Source organism: Pseudomonas sp. PH1b (genome assembly GCF_000633395.1).
In the GTDB taxonomy this organism is placed as follows: Bacteria; Pseudomonadota; Gammaproteobacteria; order Pseudomonadales; family Pseudomonadaceae; genus Aquipseudomonas.
The window spans coordinates 91,733-108,135 of record NZ_AYMU01000006.1; the positions used below are offsets into that span (position 1 = coordinate 91,733).

Below are 16,403 nucleotides of genomic sequence, written 5' to 3' on the forward strand. Positions count from 1 at the left end.
ACTCTTGCCTGTGTGATCAGCGGCTCTGCAGCCGCTCCACCGCCTTGTCATAGACGGCGTTGGCTTTTTGTTCCCGGGCCTTCTGATAGTGCTCCAGGGCCAGAGGCAACAGGCCGGCGTCTTCATAGACCCGCCCCATGTCGTAATAGGCGCTGGCACGCACCGTCGGCGCCGTTGGGCCACTGGCCAGAGCGATGGCCTGGCGGTCGGCGAGAATGGCCTCGTCGGGCCGGCTGTTCTTGCGCAGGGCCAGGGCCAGGTTGCTGTAGGCCTGGGCGTAGCCGGGGTCCATCTCGATGGCCTCGCGGTAGTAGATGGTCGAGCCCCCGAAGTCGCCCTTGCGGTAGCGCTCCTCACCGATCTGGTTGAGGCTTCTGGCATCCACTGGTCCGGTGTCCTTGGGCACCACCTCGGCAATCGTCCTGGCCGGATCGAGCAAGGGTTCCAGGTCGCTCATCACCGAACCCGGTTCCAGGTTGCTCTGCAGCAGCCGGTCGATGTCCTGCAGGCGGCCATCGGCGGTCAGGCGAAACACCGCCCACAGATTGCCCCGGCGGTTCTGCGGCACCTGATAGCTGCGCATCAGCGTCGGCCCCCGATAGACGTAGACTCGCGCCTGGCTACGACCCAGGCGCAGGGAATCGGGGTTGTTGCCATTGGTGAAGTCATGCACGGCAAAGAGGTAGTTGTCGTTGGCCTGCGGCTTTTCCAGGGTGATGGTTTCCGGGCCACGACTGTCGCTGCTTTCAACATCCAGTCGGGCTCCCGGGCCCTTGCCGGTGGCGAAGTACAACAGCTTGTGGGGATAGTCCAGATAGGCATCGAGGTCCTCCCCCGGTGCACTCCAGCTCAATACCACTCGCAGGCTGTCGGGATCCTGCAGCACCGGGCTCAGGGCATAGCTCAGGCCCTGGCAAGGGCACTGGGTACGCAGATCGGCGTAGCCGAGCTTGCGGATCAGCAACTCGCTGACGGCGCTATCGACGGCCTCGGTGGCCAGGGTCAACCGCCCCTGGGTGTCGGTACGCCCCGTGCTCTTGAGTGTGCCTTGCTGCACCGTCACCTCGGCATCGGCGAGCACAGCGCCCTTGACCACCGCGTCCAGCACCTCGATCGACAAGGACCCGGCCTGCACCGCACTCGCCAGCATCCCCAGCCACAACAACGCCACCAGGCGTAAAACTGCCATAACAAAATCCCTGTAAATGAAGAGGGCCCGAGCTCGGAGCCCGTCCCTCCGCCAGCCGCGAACCATACACAGTTTTGCCCGCCAATGCTCGGCCCGGGCCTTGAAAATGCAGGGCGACGCTGTCCAAAACACAGACCCCAGGCAGAGGCACAAAGTGCCCGGCAGATGCTGAGCTCATCTTCTTCGCCAGTTGAAGTCCGCTCACTGAATCACCGTACACTGCAGCCCTCATGAGCAGACAGTGAACCTCAAGCATGCACCTCGCCCCCGACTTTCCCGACGATGCCGCCATGCGCCAGCTGATGCAGTTGCTGCATGAGGAAATCGGCCTGCCCGAGCGCAAGACCCTGCGCCTGAGCACTGCGATCAACTTCGACCTGGGCTGTGATGGCGCCGATGCCCGGCATTTGCTGCAGACCCTGGAAGAGCAATTCGTGATCGATTTTGTCGACTTCGACAGCTATCGCTACTTCCAGCCCGAAGGCTACGATGTGTTCCTCAAGCGCCGAGCCAAGGGCCGGGGCGACAAGGTCCCACTGACCATCGGCATGCTGTATCGGGCAATCAAGGATCAACGCTGGGACACGCAGGCGCTGGAAGGCCTCTAGGGTTCACGGCAACACGCAAGGACAGGCCGTGGACGTATTGATGGGTTTGCTTGCCGCCCTGCTCTGGGGCGTCACCGATTTTCTCGTGGGCATCAACGTCCGCGCCGTGGGTGTGAAGCGTGCGGTGTTCTTCAGCCAGGCCCTGGGTTTTGCCCTGATGTGCCTGCTGCTGACGGTCTTCCCCGCCTTCCTCTTCAAGGCCATGACCGCCCCTCTGGAGGTCTGGCTGATGGGCGTGGTCGCCGCGGCCTTCATCGTTTCCGGCGCCCTGGCCCTGGGCAAGGCCTTTGCCCTGGGCAAAGCCTCCATCGTCGCGCCGTTGGTGACCTCCTACGGCGTGGTCACCACCCTGCTGTCCTGGGCCAGCGGTGAACAGATCAGCCTGATCCAGCTGCTGTGCATCCTGCTGTGCGTGATCGGGGTGATCCTTTCCGGCATCCACTCCGGCCCCAAGCTGCCCCACAGCACCGACGCCGGCCGCTCGATCTTCTACGCCCTGCTGTCGGCGACCCTGTATGGCACCAGCTTCTGGCTGCAGGGGCGCTACACCCTGCCGCAACTGGGGCCGATCGGCATGCTCTGGCTGGGCTATGGGGTGGGCAGCGGCGTGATGCTGCTGATGGTGTTGAAGATTGCGGACGGATTGCAGATCCCGCCGCTGAAAAACTGCGGCCTGCTGGCGTCCACCAGCCTGATGAACCTCAGCGCCTTCTTCGCCTTTTCCTGGGGCGCCATGAACGGCTCGGTGTCGGTGGTGACGGTGATCAGTACCTTGTCTGGCGGCATCGCCGCGGTACTGGGCTATCTGTTCTTCAAGGAGCGCCTGTCGCCGCTGCAGGTGACGGGGGTGGTGCTGGTACTGCTCGGGGCGCTGCTCCTGCACTTGCAGGGCTGAGCCACGTGCAGCCCAGGCCGCGCCGGCATATACGGCCGAGGAAGGCCCCGCGGTGATCTGGAGCAGCTGCCGATCAGGCGCAACGCCCGATGCACCGGCAAAACCGCCGTGCACAAAAAAGCCGCCCCAGAGGGCGGCTTTTTCATTGCGGGTCGAGGCTTACGCCTTCGGACCGGCAGCCTTGATCGCGTCGCTCACGTCGAACTTCTTGAAGTTCTCGGTGAACAGGCCGGCCAATGCCTTGGCGGCTTCATCGTAGGCGGCTTGGTCAGCCCAGGTGTTGCGTGGGTTGAGCAGGCCGGTTTCGACGCCTGGTACGGCTTTTGGCACGTCCAGGTTGACGATGTCCAGGTGCTCGGTCTCGGCACCGATCAGCGCGCCGCTCTGGATCGCTGCAATCACGCCACGGGTGGTGGGGATGTTGAAGCGTTTGCCAACGCCGTAGCCACCGCCGGTCCAGCCGGTGTTGACCAGGTAGACCTTGGAGCCGAAGCCGCGGATGCGCTTGATCAGCAGCTCGGCGTATTCGCCCGCCGGACGCGGGAAGAACGGCGCGCCGAAGCAGGTGGAGAAGGTCGACTTGATGCCCGAGCCCGAGCCCATTTCAGTCGAGCCCACCAGAGCGGTGTAGCCGGACAGGAAGTGGTAGGCGGCTTGTTCTTCGCTGAGGATCGACACCGGTGGCAGTACGCCGGTCAGGTCGCAGGTCAGGAAGATCACCGCGTTAGGCTCGCCACCGAGGTTCTTCGGTGCGCGTTTTTCGATCAGCTCACGCGGGTAGGCCGCACGGCTGTTCTGGGTCAGGCTGTCGTCGGCGTAGTCGGCCTTCTTGTTGGCATCGAGTACGACGTTTTCCAGGACCGCGCCGTGCTGGATGGCTTTCCAGATCACCGGCTCGTTCTTCTCCGACAGGTCGATGCACTTGGCATAGCAACCGCCTTCGATGTTGAACACCACGCCCACGCCCCAGCCGTGTTCGTCGTCACCGATCAGGTAACGGCTTTCGTCGGCCGACAGGGTGGTCTTGCCGGTGCCCGACAGGCCGAAGAACAGGGTCACGTCGCCGTCTTCACCCATGTTGGCCGCGCAGTGCATCGGCAGCACGTCCACAGCAGGCAACAGGAAGTTCTGCACGGAGAACAGGGCTTTCTTCATTTCGCCGGCGTAGCGCATGCCAGCGATCAGCACTTTCTTGGCCGCGAAGTTGAGGATCACGGTGCCGTCGGAGTTGGTGCCATCACGCTCAGGCTCGCAGACGAAGTTCGGCGCGTTGAGGATCTGCCACTCGTCCTTGCCACCGGCGTTGTACTGCTCCGGGTTGATGAACAGGCAACGGCCGAACAGGTTGTGCCAGGCAGTCTCGGTGGTCATTTTCACCGGCAGGTAGTGGGCCGGATCGGAACCTACATGCACGTGGGAAACAAAACGCTCGCGCTCGCCCAGGTAGGCTTCAACGCGGTCCCACAGGGCGTCGAACTTGGCCGCCGGGAACTTGCGGTTGATCGGGCCCCAGGCGATAGCGTCCTGGGTGCTGGGCTCTTCAACGATGAAACGATCCACCGGCGAACGGCCGGTGCGGTGACCGGTGCGAACCACTAGAGCGCCGGTATCGGCCAGCTCGCCCTCACCACGGTTCAGGGCTTCTTTGACCAGATCATCCACACTCAGATCGGTGTACACGGCGTTATTGGCTTGCGTCATGAGGTTCCCCATCGGCCACTGGCCGAGTGCTCCAAACGTTTTGTAGTAGAAACTCGCGCACTACTACCGCGAAAAAAGTGCGCCGGATTATGCCAGAAAAGCCCGAAAATAGTAGGGCCCTCCCGTCAGCACGGCGTAATTCCGGCGTTTGCCAGGTGATTTACCTGCGCTGAATCGTTTTAGTGACGAGTATCTGACGGTGTGTCGACACCCGCTCCGGCGAACAATTGCGCAATATCAGCGGCATCGAACAGGTAGCGCTCGTTGCAGAACTGGCAATCGATCTCGATGCGGCCACCATGCTCCACCACCAGCTCCTGGGCATCTTCCAGCCCCAGGCTGACCAGCGCATTGCCCGAGCGCTCCCGCGAGCAGCTGCAGCGAAAGCGCAGCGGCTGTACATCGAACAGGCGCACGGCCTCTTCGTGGTACAGGCGGTGGAGCACGGTTTCGTTGTCCAGGCTCAGCAGTTCATCGGCGCTCAGGGTGCTGGCCAATGCGGTGAGGTGCTGCCAGTTGTCCTCGCGCTCTTGCGGGTCGCGCAGGCGGTCGGCAGGCAGCTGTTGCAGCAGCAGGCCACGGGCGCTGCGGCCGTCGGCGTAGAGCCAGAAGCGAGTGCCGGTCTGCTGCGACATGACGAAATAATTGGTGAAGCATTCCGCCAGGGTGGCGCCGTCGAGGTCGACGATGCCCTGGTAGCGCTGGCCCTGGGCCGGGTCCACGGTCAGGGCCAGGACGCCGTTGGGCATCAGGTCGGCGAGGGTCGCGTCGGGGGCGATCTGCGACGCGTCGTAGCGAGCCAGGCCGCGGATCTCACGGTCGCTGGAGCACTCGATCATCAGCAGCGGCACCGGGCCTTCGGAGCGCGCCTGGAGAATCAGCAAGCCATCGAACTTCAAAGTGCCGACCAGCAACGACGCCGCCGCCATCAGTTCGCCGAGCAATTGCGCAACCGGCTCGGGATAGGGGTGTTTGGCAAGGACTTCAGCGTAACTGCGCTCCAGCGCCACCAGTTCGCCACGGGCGTCGCTCTCATCAAAGATGAAGCGTTGGGTGAAGTCGGTATCCGGCAAATCAGTCATAGGTCTGGGTATCTGAATGATGACAAAAAGGTGACAAGCACCGAAAATTAGCTTTTTTGCACCATGAAGGTGCAGTTTTTACGGTGATTGGAGATATTTTATGAACAATCCGGGTTTGTTCCAAGCAAGGTGGAACCTCGGCAAGCTGGTTCTGTGCAATTTACTCCCTTTGGCCCTGCTGGGATTCTGGTTGTGGCCGACCGGACAAATGTTCTGCGTGATCTTCGACGAGTGGCTGTTCAACCACCTCAACGCTCCCCTTGCCACGAACTCCACGTGGCTGCACATCTGGGCCATGGCCAGCTTGCGGCCCTTCGACATCGTGGTCGGCCTGATCATGCTCGGCCTGTTGATTCGTGGTGACTGGGTGTTCAAGGCGGCGGACGTGCGCCGGGCGTTTTTCGGCTTTCTCTCGATCCTGATTCTTATGGTGGTGATTCGCGCACTGTTTTCCAAGCTGGTGGCGATCATGGGCTGGCAGCACAACAGCCCCTCGATGGTGATCGACGGCGCGGTGCACATGAGCGACTACTTCCCCGGCCTGGAAAAAACCTGGGAGCTCAAGGACCGTTCCAGCCAGAGCTTCCCCGGGGACCACGCCTCGGTGCTGCTGATCTGGGGCCTGTTCATGGGTATCTTCAGCCGCAGCGTCGGCCAGTTCCTGGTGGTCTGGGGCCTGACCCTGCTGTTCATGATGCCGCGCCTGGTGGCAGGCGCGCACTGGGGCCAGGACGACTACATTGGCGGCGTGCTGCTGGCAGTGCTGGCCCTGGGCTGGGGCTTCTACACGCCGTATGCGGCGCGGATGTCGAACTTCCTGCTGCGCCTGACCCATCCGCTGTTCAACCTGTTGAGCCGGATGCCGCTGCTGTCGCGCATGAGCGTGGTGCGCGCCAGCAGCCTGCTGCGCTGAGCAGACCTGTAGGAGCCGGCTTGCCGGCGAATGGGCCTTGAAGGCGCCTTCGCCGACCAGCCGGCTCCTGCGGTTTCACTCGTGGCTGCTGCCGTGGAACTTGAACAGATCACGGCGCTGCTTCTTGCTTGGCTTGCCGTCGGTGCTGACCCCAAGGGCCCCGGCCTTGCGCATTGCCGCAGCGGCTTCGCGCTTGGCAATGCTGGCTTCGGTTTCCGAGTAGAGCGTCTGCGCTTCGGGAGCGCCACGACGCACGATGGACAACGCCTGGACCACCACCGTGCGCGCATCGAAGCCGGCACGGATCTCATACTCGTCACCCACCCGCGGCTCCTTGCCCGGCTTGCAGCGCTCGCCACGGTGATGCACCTTGCCGCTTTCAATGGCCGCCTTGGCCAGGGCACGGGTCTTGTAGAAGCGCGCCGCCCACAGCCATTTATCCAGACGAACCTTGTCCTCTTCTTCCTGCTTGTGCGCCACTGGAATTCCTCTTGCTGAAAAATGTCGCAACTGAACAGCCCGCAAACGGGCTCTCATAAACCCTGCCGCTCACCTAAAATAACCCAGGTTGCGCCCTGACACGCGAGGAGTCCCCGTGACTGACTTCCCCACTTCATTGACCTCGCCCGGAACGCGCTGCGAGGGTTGCCAGCAGAGCCAGCCACTGGGCTTTGATTTCGCCTTTGCCTACCAACCCATAGTCGACTTGCGGGACCGCTCGATCTTCGCCCACGAAGCCCTGGTCCGCGGGATCAACGGCGAAGGCGCAGACACGGTGCTGAAGCAGGTCGACGACCACAACCGCTATCGATTCGACCAGCGCTGCCGCACCCAGGCCATCACCATCGCAGCGCAATTGGGGATGCAAAGCCATCTGTCGATCAACTTCATGCCCAATGCCGTGTACCGGCCGGAACTGTGCATTCGCAGCACCTTGGAAAGCGCCCGCGAGCAGCGTTTCCCCCTGGACCGGCTGATTTTCGAAACCCTGGAAAGCCAGCACGCAGATAACTATCGCCATTTGACCCATATTCTGCGTGAATACCGCGAATTCGGCTTCAAGACCGCCATCGACGACTTCGGTTCGGGGTACTCGGGGCTGAATCTGCTGGCGGATTTCCAACCCGATCTGATCAAGCTCGACATGGCGCTGGTGCGTGATGTCGATCAGGATCGTGTGCGCCAGGCAATCATCCGCGGGATTGTCACAATCTGTGCGGAGTTGAACGTTACAGTCATTGCCGAAGGCATTGAAAGTGCCGGCGAACGGGACTTTCTCGCCGACAGTGGAATATATCTGATGCAAGGTTTCTGGTTCGCCAAGCCTGCATTCAAAGCCTTGGCCGAGGTTCCCGCCACGGCCTGGAAAGGTTGATTACGAGTTTGCCTATTTGAAGACATTTGACCATTTGACCGTTGTCGGTCTGCGCGAGTGGGTGGCGCTCCCCGATCTGGGGGTGGCCGGCCTGCGTGCCAAGATCGACACCGGGGCCAGTACCTCCAGCCTGCATGCCACCGAGATCGAGCCCTTCGAGCGCGACGGCGAGCAGTGGGTGCGCTTCAATGCCCACTTGGGCAGCGTGGTGCAGTTGCGCCACCGGCACTGCGAAGCGCCGCTGGTGGCGATGAAGACCATCAAGAGTTCCAACGGCCAGGCCCAGGTGCGCTACGTGATCAGCACCACCCTGGCCCTGGGCGATCGCGTGTGGCGGGTGGAATTCACCCTCGCCTGCCGCAAGGCCATGCGCTATCGCCTGCTGCTGGGTTCCAAGGCCCTGATCGACGGCCAGTTGGTGGTCAATCCGGGTATCAAGTACGTTCAAGACAAACCGGTGTTCCCGGTATCCACTACCTCTGCCACAGGTGTTGCATGAAGATCGCTGTGCTGTCGCGTAACCCGCGTCTGTATTCCACTCGTCGTCTGGTCGAAGCCGGCACCGAGCGTGGCCATGAAATGGTAGTGGTCGATACCTTGCGCGCCTACATGAACATCGCCAGTCACAAGCCGCAGATCCACTACCGCGGCAAGCCCCTGGAGGGCTTCGATGCGGTGATCCCGCGGATCGGTGCCTCGGTGACTTTCTATGGCTGCGCGGTGCTGCGCCAATTCGAGATGATGGGGGTGTTTCCCCTCAACGAATCGGTGGCCATCGCCCGCTCCCGGGACAAGCTGCGCTCGCTGCAGCTGCTGTCGCGGCGCGGCATCGGCCTGCCGGTAACCGGCTTCGCCCATTCCCCGGACGACATTCCCGACCTGATCGAAATGGTCAACGGTGCGCCGCTGGTGATCAAGGTGCTGGAAGGCACCCAGGGCATCGGCGTGGTGCTGTGTGAAACCGCCACGGCGGCGGAATCGGTGATCGAGGCCTTCATGGGCCTGAAGCAGAACATCATGGTCCAGGAATACATCAAGGAAGCCGGCGGCGCCGACATCCGCTGCTTCGTGGTGGGGGACAAGGTGATTGCGGCGATGAAGCGCCAGGCCAAGCCGGGGGAGTTCCGCTCCAACCTGCATCGCGGCGGCAGCGCCAGCCTGATCAAGATCACCCCGGAAGAACGCATGACCGCGCTGCGGGCGGCCAAGGTCATGGGCCTGAGCGTGGCTGGCGTGGACATCCTGCGCTCCAACCACGGGCCGCTGGTGATGGAAGTCAATTCCTCGCCGGGCCTGGAAGGCATCGAGACCACCACCGGCAAGAACGTGGCAGGGATCATCATCGAGCACATCGAGAAAAACGGCGGGCCGAACATGACCCGGACCAAAGGCAAAGGCTAGGGACCGCGTTGCCGGCCTTTCGCTGGCAAGCCAGCTCCTACGGGCTATGTGCTGCCTGCAGGAGCGAAGCCCTCATCAATCCGCATCGCGGGGCAGCAGCAGGCCCAGGGGCAGGCGCACCCGCGCTTCCAGGCCGCCATCGGGGCGGTTGCGCAATTCGACGTTGCCGCCATGCATGGCGGCAATCCGCTTGACGATGGCCAGCCCCAGGCCGGTGCCCTTGCCGCCCCGAGCACGATCGCCTCGGGTGAAGGGGTTGAAGATCGCCTCCAGTTCCGAAGGGTCGATCCCGGCGCCACGGTCCATCACGCTCAACACCACATACGGCGCATTGGTGTCACCGGACAGGTAAGCCGCCACCTCGACTTCGGTCCCCGCATGATTCAGGGCGTTGCCAATCAGGTTGTTGAGCAGGCGCTTCATCGACACCCGACGCAGCGGGAACGGCTGGATCGGCTCCAGGCGCAGGTGCACCCGCTCCTCGTTCTGGTTGTAGGGCGCCGCAACTTCGCGCACCAGGTCGCTGAGGTCGACCTCTTCCACCGATTCGTCGCGACCGTCGCGGATAAACGCCAGGAACTGATCGAGGATCGCGTCCATGTCCTCGATGTCGCGCACCATGTCGTCGGTCAGGTCAGTGTGATCGCCCATCAATTCCAGGGACAGGCGCAGGCGGGTCAAGGGCGTGCGCAGGTCGTGGGACACCCCGGCCAGCATCAGTTCGCGCTCGCGCCCGGCCTGCTCGACGTCCTCGGCCATCTGGTTGAAGGCGCGGTAGACCTCGGTCATCTCGCTCGGGGTATCGCTGATGGGCAGGCGCACGCTGCGCCCCTGGCCCAGTTGCCGGGCGGCATACACCAGGCGCTTGAGGGGCTGGTTGAGCTGGCTGACGAAGATCCACGCCGAGGCGGTGGACAGCAGGCCGATGGCCAGGAACCAGCCGAGCACGCTCCAGATTTTCTGTCCCCGCAGCGGATGGGGGTACAGCGGCACCTTGAGCCAACCATCCCCCAGGCTCGGCGCTCGCACCCAGAGCGCTGGCGGCGCGTGCATGCGCAGGCGCACTTCGGTGTCGGCCCCCAGCTCGGCCTGCATCTGGCGCTGGTAGATCTCGCTGTAGGGCCAGTGCTGCTCGCCGGCCGGCACACCGCTGCCCACCACCTTGATCAGGCCGGCGGCCTCGGCGATCTGGTCGCGGTTGGACTCATCGGCGGCCCAGTAGGCGCGCAGGGTCAGGGCCACGCCGTGACTGTATTGCCGGTCCACCAGCACGTCCTCGTTCATCAGCAGATAAACCAGGGTCAGCGCCTTGGAAAACAGCACCACGATCAGCACCAGCCACAGGGTGCGGGAGAAGAAACTCTGGGGGAACCACAGCGGGGTTTTCATGACAGCCAATACACACTTTGCAGGAGCGAGTCGCACTCGCAGCGTTGTGGAATGCGAACGCCCGGGTCGTTACCGGCCCGGCCGTTCGCTCCTACACATCACTGATCACTTGGTCGCAGTGCCATCCGGCACGAATACATAACCCACGCCCCAGACGGTCTGGATATAACGCGGCTTGGAAGGGTCGGGCTCGATCATCCGGCGCAGGCGGGAGATCTGCACGTCGATGGAACGCTCCAGGGCGTCCCACTCGCGACCACGGGCCAGGTTCATCAGCTTGTCCCGGGTCAGCGGCTGGCGGGCATTCATCACCAGGGCCTTGAGCACCGCGAACTCGCCAGTGGTGAGCATGTGCACCTCGGCGCCGCGCTTGAGCTCGCGGGTGGCCAGGGACAGCTCGTAGTCACCGAAGGTCACGCTTTCGTCTTCGCTGCCGGGAGCCCCGGGCACCGGAGCCGACTGGCGACGCAGCACGGCCTTGACCCGGGCCATCAGCTCGTCGGGGTTGAACGGCTTGGCCAGGTAGTCGTCGGCGCCCAGTTCCAGGCCCTTGATCCGGCTCAGTTCGTCGCCCTTGGCGGTGAGCATGATGATCGGGATCTGGTTGTTGGCGCTGCGCAGGCGGCGGCAGGCGGTCAGGCCGTCTTCGCCGGGCAGCATCAGGTCGAGGACCACCAGGTTGAACACTTCGCGACCCAGCAGGCGGTCCATTTGCTCGGTGTTCGGGACTGCGCGGGCACGGTAGCCCTTGCTGACGAAAAAGCGCTCCAGCAGGCTGCTCAGCCCCGGATCGTCGTCAACAATAAGAATTTTTTCGCCTTCAGCAGTTTGTGCAGTGCTGCTCATTGGATGCTCCTCTAATCTCGGTGCGCATTATGGCGTAGCTGCCGTTATACGCACCGTGTGCATTGTTAGCAGATTTTTCCTCTATCGCCAGCAAACCCGCTGTCGGCCTGAGGCTGGCGATCACCCCGCAACGACTAACGCTGGGTATAATGCGCCGCCTTTTGTGTTGGGCAATATCTGATCAGTACGACAGCGGCCGGTTTATTTATTTGCCTCGGCCGGCAGTATTTTTTCGATTTCACGGGTCAACAGGCAGCCTTTTGATCCAGGTGGCGGCGCGGGCCAGGCCGCTCAACCAGACTCGCCGGGCCTTATTCATGCCCCCGCGGGCCTGCTTTCACAATTTGTCAGGTGGTTTTATGGACAGCATCAACAGCCGCATTGCCGAGGAACTCGGTGTACGCCCACAACAGGTCGAAGCGGCCGTCGCTCTATTGGATGAAGGCTCCACCGTGCCCTTCATCGCCCGTTACCGGAAAGAGGTCACCGGCAGCCTCGATGACACCCAGCTGCGTCATCTGGAAGAGCGCCTGCGCTACCTGCGAGAACTCGACGAACGGCGGATCAGCATCCTCGCCAGCATCGAGGAGCAGGGCAAGCTGACCCCGGAGCTGGCCCGCGAGATCAAGCTGGCCGACACCAAGACCCGCCTCGAAGACCTTTACCTGCCTTATAAGCAGAAGCGCCGCACCAAGGGCCAGATCGCCCTGGAAGCCGGCCTCGGCGAACTGGCGGACGGCCTGTTCAACGACCCGAGCCTGGCCCCGGAAAGCGAAGCCGCGCGTTTTGTCGACGCCGAGAAAGGCGTGGCCGACGTCAAGGCCGCCCTGGAAGGCGCCAAGTACATCCTCATGGAGCGCTTCGCCGAAGACGCCAGCCTGCTGGACAAGCTGCGCAACTACCTGAAGCAGGAAGCCACCCTCAGTGCCCGGGTGATTGCCGGCAAGGAAGAGGAAGGCGCCAAGTTCCGCGACTACTTCGAACACGACGAACCGCTGAAAAGCATGCCGTCGCACCGCGCCCTGGCGATTTTCCGCGGCCGCAACGAAGGCATTCTCAGCTCCGCGCTGAAAGTCGGTGACGAGCTGCCGGGCACCATGCACCCCTGCGAAGGCATGATCGGCCAGCAGTTCGGCATCCAGAACCAGAACCGCCCCGCCGACAAATGGCTCGGCGAAGTGGTGCGCTGGACCTGGAAGGTCAAGCTCTACACCCACCTGGAAACCGACCTGCTGGGCGAGCTGCGCGACGGCGCGGAAACCGAGGCGATCAACGTTTTCGCCCACAACCTGCACGACCTGCTGCTGGCGGCGCCAGCCGGCCCCCGCGCGACCCTGGGCCTGGACCCGGGCCTGCGCACCGGCTGCAAGGTGGCGGTGGTGGATGCCACCGGCAAGCTGCTGGACCACGCCACCGTCTACCCCCACGTGCCACACAACAAGTGGGACCAGACCCTGGGCATTCTGGCGGCCCTGTGCGCCAAGCACTCGGTGGACCTGATCGCCATCGGCAACGGCACCGCCAGCCGCGAGACCGATAAGCTGGCCGCCGAACTGATCAAGAAATACCCAGCCATGAAGATGACCAAGGTCATGGTCTCCGAAGCCGGCGCCTCGGTGTACTCGGCCTCGGAACTGGCAGCCAAGGAATTCCCCGACCTGGACGTGTCGATCCGCGGTGCGGTGTCCATCGCCCGCCGCCTGCAGGACCCACTGGCGGAGTTGGTGAAGATCGATCCGAAATCCATCGGTGTCGGCCAGTACCAGCACGACGTGTCGCAGCTGAAGCTGGCCCGCGGCCTGGACGCGGTGGTGGAAGACTGCGTGAACGCCGTCGGCGTCGACGTCAACACCGCCTCCGTGGCCCTGCTGGCACGGATTTCCGGCCTCAACGCGACCCTGGCGCAGAACATCGTCAGCCACCGCGACGAGCACGGTGCGTTCAAGACCCGTGCGGCACTGAAAAAAGTCGCGCGCCTGGGTGAGAAAACCTTCGAACAGGCCGCCGGCTTCCTGCGGGTGATGAACGGCGACAACCCGCTGGACGCCTCGGCGGTGCACCCGGAAGCCTACCCGCTGGTGCAGCGCATCGCCGCCGACACCGGCCGCGACATTCGTTCGCTGATCGGCGACAGCGGCTTCCTCAAGCGCCTGGACCCGAAGAAGTTCACCGACGAAACCTTCGGCCTGCCCACCGTCACCGACATCCTCCAGGAACTGGACAAGCCCGGCCGCGACCCGCGTCCCGAGTTCAAGACCGCCGAGTTCCAGGACGGTGTCGAAGACCTCAAGGACCTGCAGCTGGGGATGATCCTCGAAGGCGTGGTGACCAACGTCACCAACTTCGGGGCCTTCGTCGACATCGGCGTGCACCAGGACGGCCTGGTGCACATCTCGGCGCTGTCGGAGAAGTTCATCAAGGACCCGCGTGAAGCGGTGAAGGCCGGCGACGTGGTCAAGGTCAAGGTCATGGAAGTCGACATCCCGCGCAAACGCGTGGGCCTGTCGATGCGCATGGGCGACACCCCGGGCGAGAAGATCGACGGCGCCCGCGGCTCCCGTCCAGGCTCGGCGCCGCGCGCGTCCCAGGGCAATGCACCACGCAAGGAAACCACTGCGGCGGCGCCGAGCAACAACGCCATGGCCTCGCTGTTCGCCAATGCCAAGCAGTTGAAGAAGCGCTGATGGAAATCCCCGCCGGCCTCACTGAAAGCGCCTTCAGCCAGTTGCTTGGCTGCCGTCTGCAACGCCTGGAAACCGGCGAGGCGGACGTGGCCCTGGAGCTGACCCCGCAGCTGCGCAATCGCGGGCAGAAGCTTCACGGCGGGGCGATCTTCAGCCTGGTGGACATTGCCATGGGGCTGGCCTGTTCCAGCAGCCACGGCTTTGACCAGCAGAGCGCCACCATCGAGTGCAAGATCAACTACATACGCGCTGTGGCCGAGGGTGAAGTGCTGTGCCGGGCCCGGGTGATCCACCCCGGGCGCCGCACCCTGGTGGTGGAAGCGGACGTGATCCAGGGCGACAAACTGGTCGCAAAAGCACAAGGCACCTTCGCGGTCCTATAGCTGCATCCCCTCAAATTGGGTTAATTTCGGCGCTGCGAAAGCGGCGTCGGGGTTTTCTTGCCCGCGCCGAAGCCAGATTCAAGGATGGAGTGTTGGCGTTTCCAGGCGAGTCGACTTGACTCAAAAACAAGGCGAAAACGCCAGTTTCAACTTCACCCTTGTAGACCGTCCTGCCCACCCCCATATTGGGGCGACTGACGCGTGAAGGAATCCAACTTGAGCGAACTTCTCAACCGCCGCCTGGCCCTGCTCGGCGAGCGCGCTAACCTCTCCCTGCTCGAGCAGTGCCTGCACGGCATCGAACGTGAATGCCTGCGTGTCACCGGCGAAGGCCGCCTGGCACAGACCCCGCACCCGGAAGAACTGGGTTCCGCGCTGACCAACGAACAGATCACCACCGACTACTCCGAGTCGCTGCTGGAGTTCATCACCCCGGCCCTCAAGGACCCGGCGGATACCCTGGCCAGCCTCGACAAGATTCATCGCTTCGCCTACAGCAAGCTCGGCAACGAGTACCTGTGGAGTCCATCGATGCCGTGCCCGTTGCCGGCCGAGGAAGATATCCCGATTGCCTACTACGGCACCTCCAACATCGGCCAGCTCAAGTACGTCTATCGCAAGGGCCTGGCCCTGCGCTACGGCAAGACCATGCAGTGCATTGCCGGGATCCACTACAACTTTTCCCTGCCGGAACAGCTCTGGCCGCTGCTCAAGCAGGCCGAAGGCTTTGTCGGCAGCGACCGTGACTACCAGTCCTCGGCCTACATTGCGCTGATCCGCAACTTCCGCCGCTACAGCTGGCTGCTGATGTACCTGTTCGGCGCCTCGCCGGCCCTGGACGCGGGCTTCCTGCGCGGCCGCTCGCACCAGCTGGAACAGCTGGACGCCGAGACCCTGTACCTGCCCTACGCCACCAGCTTGCGCATGAGCGACCTGGGCTACCAGAGCAAGGCCCAGGCCGGCCTGACCCCTTGCTACAACGACCTGAACAGCTACACCGACAGCTTGCGCAAGGCGGTGGCCACGCCTTACGCACCTTACGTGGAAGTCGGCACCCACAAGGATGGCGAGTGGGTGCAGCTCAACACCAACATCCTGCAGATCGAAAACGAGTACTACTCCAACATTCGCCCCAAGCGCGTGACCTACACCGGCGAGCGGCCGATCCAGGCGCTGATGGCCCGGGGCATCCAGTACGTCGAAGTGCGCTGCCTGGACATCAACCCCTTCCTGCCCCTGGGCATCGACCTCCAGGAAGCCCGCTTCCTCGACGCCTTCCTGCTGTACTGCGCGCTCAACGACAGCCCGTTGTTCGAGAACAACGAATGTGGCAACGCCACCTCGAACTTCCTTGCCGTGGTCAAGGAAGGCCGGCGCCCGGGCCTGCAACTGCAGCGCCAGGGCCAACCGGTAGAGATGAAGGAATGGGCTGCCGAACTGCTGGAGCAGATCGCACCACTGGCCGCCCTGCTCGATCAGAGCCATGGCAGCGACGTGCACAGCAAGGCCCTGGACGCCCAACTGGCCAAGGTCAAGGATTCGTCCCTGACCCCTTCGGCCCAGGTGCTGGCGGCCATGAGCGAGCACAAGGAGAGCTTCACCCAGTTCTCCCTGCGCCAGAGCCAGGCCCATGCCGAATACTTCCGCAGCCAGGCCCTGAGCAAGGAAGAGCAAACCGCCTTCGAAGAAGCGGCGCGCAAATCCCTGGAGCAGCAGACCGAGCTTGAGCAGAACGAAGTGGGTGATTTCGACGTCTTCGTCGGCGCCTACCAGGCCAGCATCCTGGCCATCAGCAACTGACGCTTCGCCGGCCAGCCGGCTCCTACCCCCATCCCGTAGGAGCCGGCTTGCCGGCGAACAGCACGCTGCATATTCCCCTCATAAGCTAATGCAAATAAGTTATTTATTTCTGCATTCTTAGATCATTTAGTCTCCTC

The 16,403-nt window shown here is 63.2% G+C and carries 15 protein-coding genes; 9 read left to right on the forward strand and 6 right to left on the reverse strand.

The genetic code is table 11. From position 1 onward, the window contains the following. Positions 1–16: 16 nt before the first annotated feature. The gene (locus tag U873_RS0111820) at positions 17–1,189 is read right to left on the reverse strand and encodes a YfaP family protein (RefSeq protein WP_025128464.1); all 1,173 of its coding nucleotides are present in this window, start codon (positions 1,187–1,189) and stop codon (positions 17–19) included. A gap of 254 nt (positions 1,190–1,443) precedes the next feature. On the opposite strand from U873_RS0111820, the gene U873_RS0111825 reads away from it, so the two are divergent. Then, positions 1,444–1,797 (forward strand): DUF1493 family protein, encoded by a 354-nt coding sequence (locus U873_RS0111825; protein WP_025128465.1) that lies wholly within the window; start codon positions 1,444–1,446, stop codon positions 1,795–1,797. A 40-nt stretch (positions 1,798–1,837) separates the two neighbouring features. Continuing rightward, on the forward strand, positions 1,838–2,692 hold the full coding sequence (locus tag U873_RS0111830) for a DMT family transporter (RefSeq protein ID WP_029978347.1): 855 nt from the start codon (positions 1,838–1,840) through the stop codon (positions 2,690–2,692). A gap of 159 nt (positions 2,693–2,851) precedes the next feature. On the opposite strand, the gene U873_RS0111835 is transcribed toward U873_RS0111830, so the two are convergent. Both U873_RS0111835 and hslO read right to left on the reverse strand, forming a co-directional pair. Next, positions 2,852–4,393 carry a phosphoenolpyruvate carboxykinase gene (locus tag U873_RS0111835; RefSeq protein ID WP_025128467.1) on the reverse strand — a complete coding sequence of 514 codons (1,542 nt, stop codon included), beginning with the start codon at positions 4,391–4,393 and terminating at the stop codon, positions 2,852–2,854. Positions 4,394–4,572: 179 nt separating this feature from the next. Then, complete coding sequence (gene hslO, locus U873_RS0111840; protein ID WP_025128468.1) at positions 4,573–5,475, reverse strand: Hsp33 family molecular chaperone HslO; 903 nt, start codon at positions 5,473–5,475, stop codon at positions 4,573–4,575. 100 nt (positions 5,476–5,575) lie between these two features. Here hslO and U873_RS0111845 point away from each other — a divergent pair, with 100 nt between their 5' ends. After that, entirely contained in the window at positions 5,576–6,388 is an 813-nt protein-coding gene (locus tag U873_RS0111845; protein ID WP_025128469.1) for a phosphatase PAP2 family protein, read from the forward strand. Positions 6,389–6,463: 75 nt separating this feature from the next. On the opposite strand, the gene U873_RS0111850 is transcribed toward U873_RS0111845, so the two are convergent. Next, positions 6,464–6,868: an RNA-binding S4 domain-containing protein gene (locus U873_RS0111850; RefSeq protein ID WP_025128470.1), complete on the reverse strand. Its 405-nt coding sequence runs from the start codon at positions 6,866–6,868 to the stop codon at positions 6,464–6,466. Between the two features lie 115 nt (positions 6,869–6,983). Between U873_RS0111850 and U873_RS0111855 the strand changes: the two genes are divergently transcribed. The 3 genes from U873_RS0111855 to rimK are packed head-to-tail and all read left to right on the forward strand — an operon-like array spanning position 6,984 to position 9,164. After that, positions 6,984–7,763, forward strand: a complete 780-nt coding sequence (locus U873_RS0111855) for an EAL domain-containing protein (protein WP_025128471.1) — start codon at positions 6,984–6,986, stop codon at positions 7,761–7,763. A 34-nt stretch (positions 7,764–7,797) separates the two neighbouring features. Further along, a complete protein-coding gene (locus tag U873_RS0111860; protein ID WP_371261301.1) occupies positions 7,798–8,262 on the forward strand; it encodes an ATP-dependent zinc protease in 465 nt (154 codons plus the stop codon). After that, a complete protein-coding gene (rimK, locus tag U873_RS0111865; RefSeq protein ID WP_007931744.1) occupies positions 8,259–9,164 on the forward strand; it encodes a 30S ribosomal protein S6--L-glutamate ligase in 906 nt (301 codons plus the stop codon). The genes U873_RS0111860 and rimK overlap by 4 nt, the downstream gene beginning before the upstream one ends. A gap of 75 nt (positions 9,165–9,239) precedes the next feature. Here rimK and U873_RS0111870 read toward each other — a convergent pair whose 3' ends face one another. Further along, positions 9,240–10,553 (reverse strand): ATP-binding protein, encoded by a 1,314-nt coding sequence (locus tag U873_RS0111870; RefSeq protein WP_025128473.1) that lies wholly within the window; start codon positions 10,551–10,553, stop codon positions 9,240–9,242. 105 nt (positions 10,554–10,658) lie between these two features. Next, the gene (gene ompR, locus U873_RS0111875) at positions 10,659–11,399 is read right to left on the reverse strand and encodes a two-component system response regulator OmpR (RefSeq protein WP_025128474.1); all 741 of its coding nucleotides are present in this window, start codon (positions 11,397–11,399) and stop codon (positions 10,659–10,661) included. Positions 11,400–11,758: 359 nt separating this feature from the next. On the opposite strand from ompR, the gene U873_RS0111880 reads away from it, so the two are divergent. The 3 genes from U873_RS0111880 to gshA all read left to right on the forward strand — a co-directional run bounded on the left by U873_RS0111880 (position 11,759) and on the right by gshA (position 16,266). Further along, the gene (locus tag U873_RS0111880; protein ID WP_025128475.1) at positions 11,759–14,083 is read left to right on the forward strand and encodes a Tex family protein; all 2,325 of its coding nucleotides are present in this window, start codon (positions 11,759–11,761) and stop codon (positions 14,081–14,083) included. After that, positions 14,083–14,466 (forward strand): PaaI family thioesterase, encoded by a 384-nt coding sequence (locus U873_RS34745; RefSeq protein WP_025128476.1) that lies wholly within the window; start codon positions 14,083–14,085, stop codon positions 14,464–14,466. Before U873_RS0111880 ends, U873_RS34745 begins: the two co-directional genes overlap by 1 nt. Positions 14,467–14,682: 216 nt before the next feature. Beyond that, on the forward strand, positions 14,683–16,266 hold the full coding sequence (gene gshA, locus U873_RS0111890) for a glutamate--cysteine ligase (protein ID WP_025128477.1): 1,584 nt from the start codon (positions 14,683–14,685) through the stop codon (positions 16,264–16,266). Positions 16,267–16,403: the final 137 nt, after the last annotated feature.

Excerpts from the sequence above, each read along its gene's own strand:
- U873_RS0111820 (WP_025128464.1), bottom strand. The coding sequence starts at position 1,189 with ATGGCAGTTTTACGCCTGGTGGCGTTGTTGTGGCTGGGGATGCTGGCG.
- U873_RS0111825 (WP_025128465.1), top strand. The coding sequence starts at position 1,444 with ATGCACCTCGCCCCCGACTTTCCCGACGATGCCGCCATGCGCCAGCTG.
- U873_RS0111830 (WP_029978347.1), top strand. The coding sequence starts at position 1,838 with ATGGGTTTGCTTGCCGCCCTGCTCTGGGGCGTCACCGATTTTCTCGTG.
- U873_RS0111835 (WP_025128467.1), bottom strand. The coding sequence starts at position 4,393 with ATGACGCAAGCCAATAACGCCGTGTACACCGATCTGAGTGTGGATGAT.
- hslO (WP_025128468.1), bottom strand. The coding sequence starts at position 5,475 with ATGACTGATTTGCCGGATACCGACTTCACCCAACGCTTCATCTTTGAT.
- U873_RS0111845 (WP_025128469.1), top strand. The coding sequence starts at position 5,576 with ATGAACAATCCGGGTTTGTTCCAAGCAAGGTGGAACCTCGGCAAGCTG.
- rimK (WP_007931744.1), top strand. The coding sequence starts at position 8,259 with ATGAAGATCGCTGTGCTGTCGCGTAACCCGCGTCTGTATTCCACTCGT.
- U873_RS0111870 (WP_025128473.1), bottom strand. The coding sequence starts at position 10,553 with ATGAAAACCCCGCTGTGGTTCCCCCAGAGTTTCTTCTCCCGCACCCTG.
- ompR (WP_025128474.1), bottom strand. The coding sequence starts at position 11,399 with ATGAGCAGCACTGCACAAACTGCTGAAGGCGAAAAAATTCTTATTGTT.
- U873_RS0111880 (WP_025128475.1), top strand. The coding sequence starts at position 11,759 with ATGGACAGCATCAACAGCCGCATTGCCGAGGAACTCGGTGTACGCCCA.
- U873_RS34745 (WP_025128476.1), top strand. The coding sequence starts at position 14,083 with ATGGAAATCCCCGCCGGCCTCACTGAAAGCGCCTTCAGCCAGTTGCTT.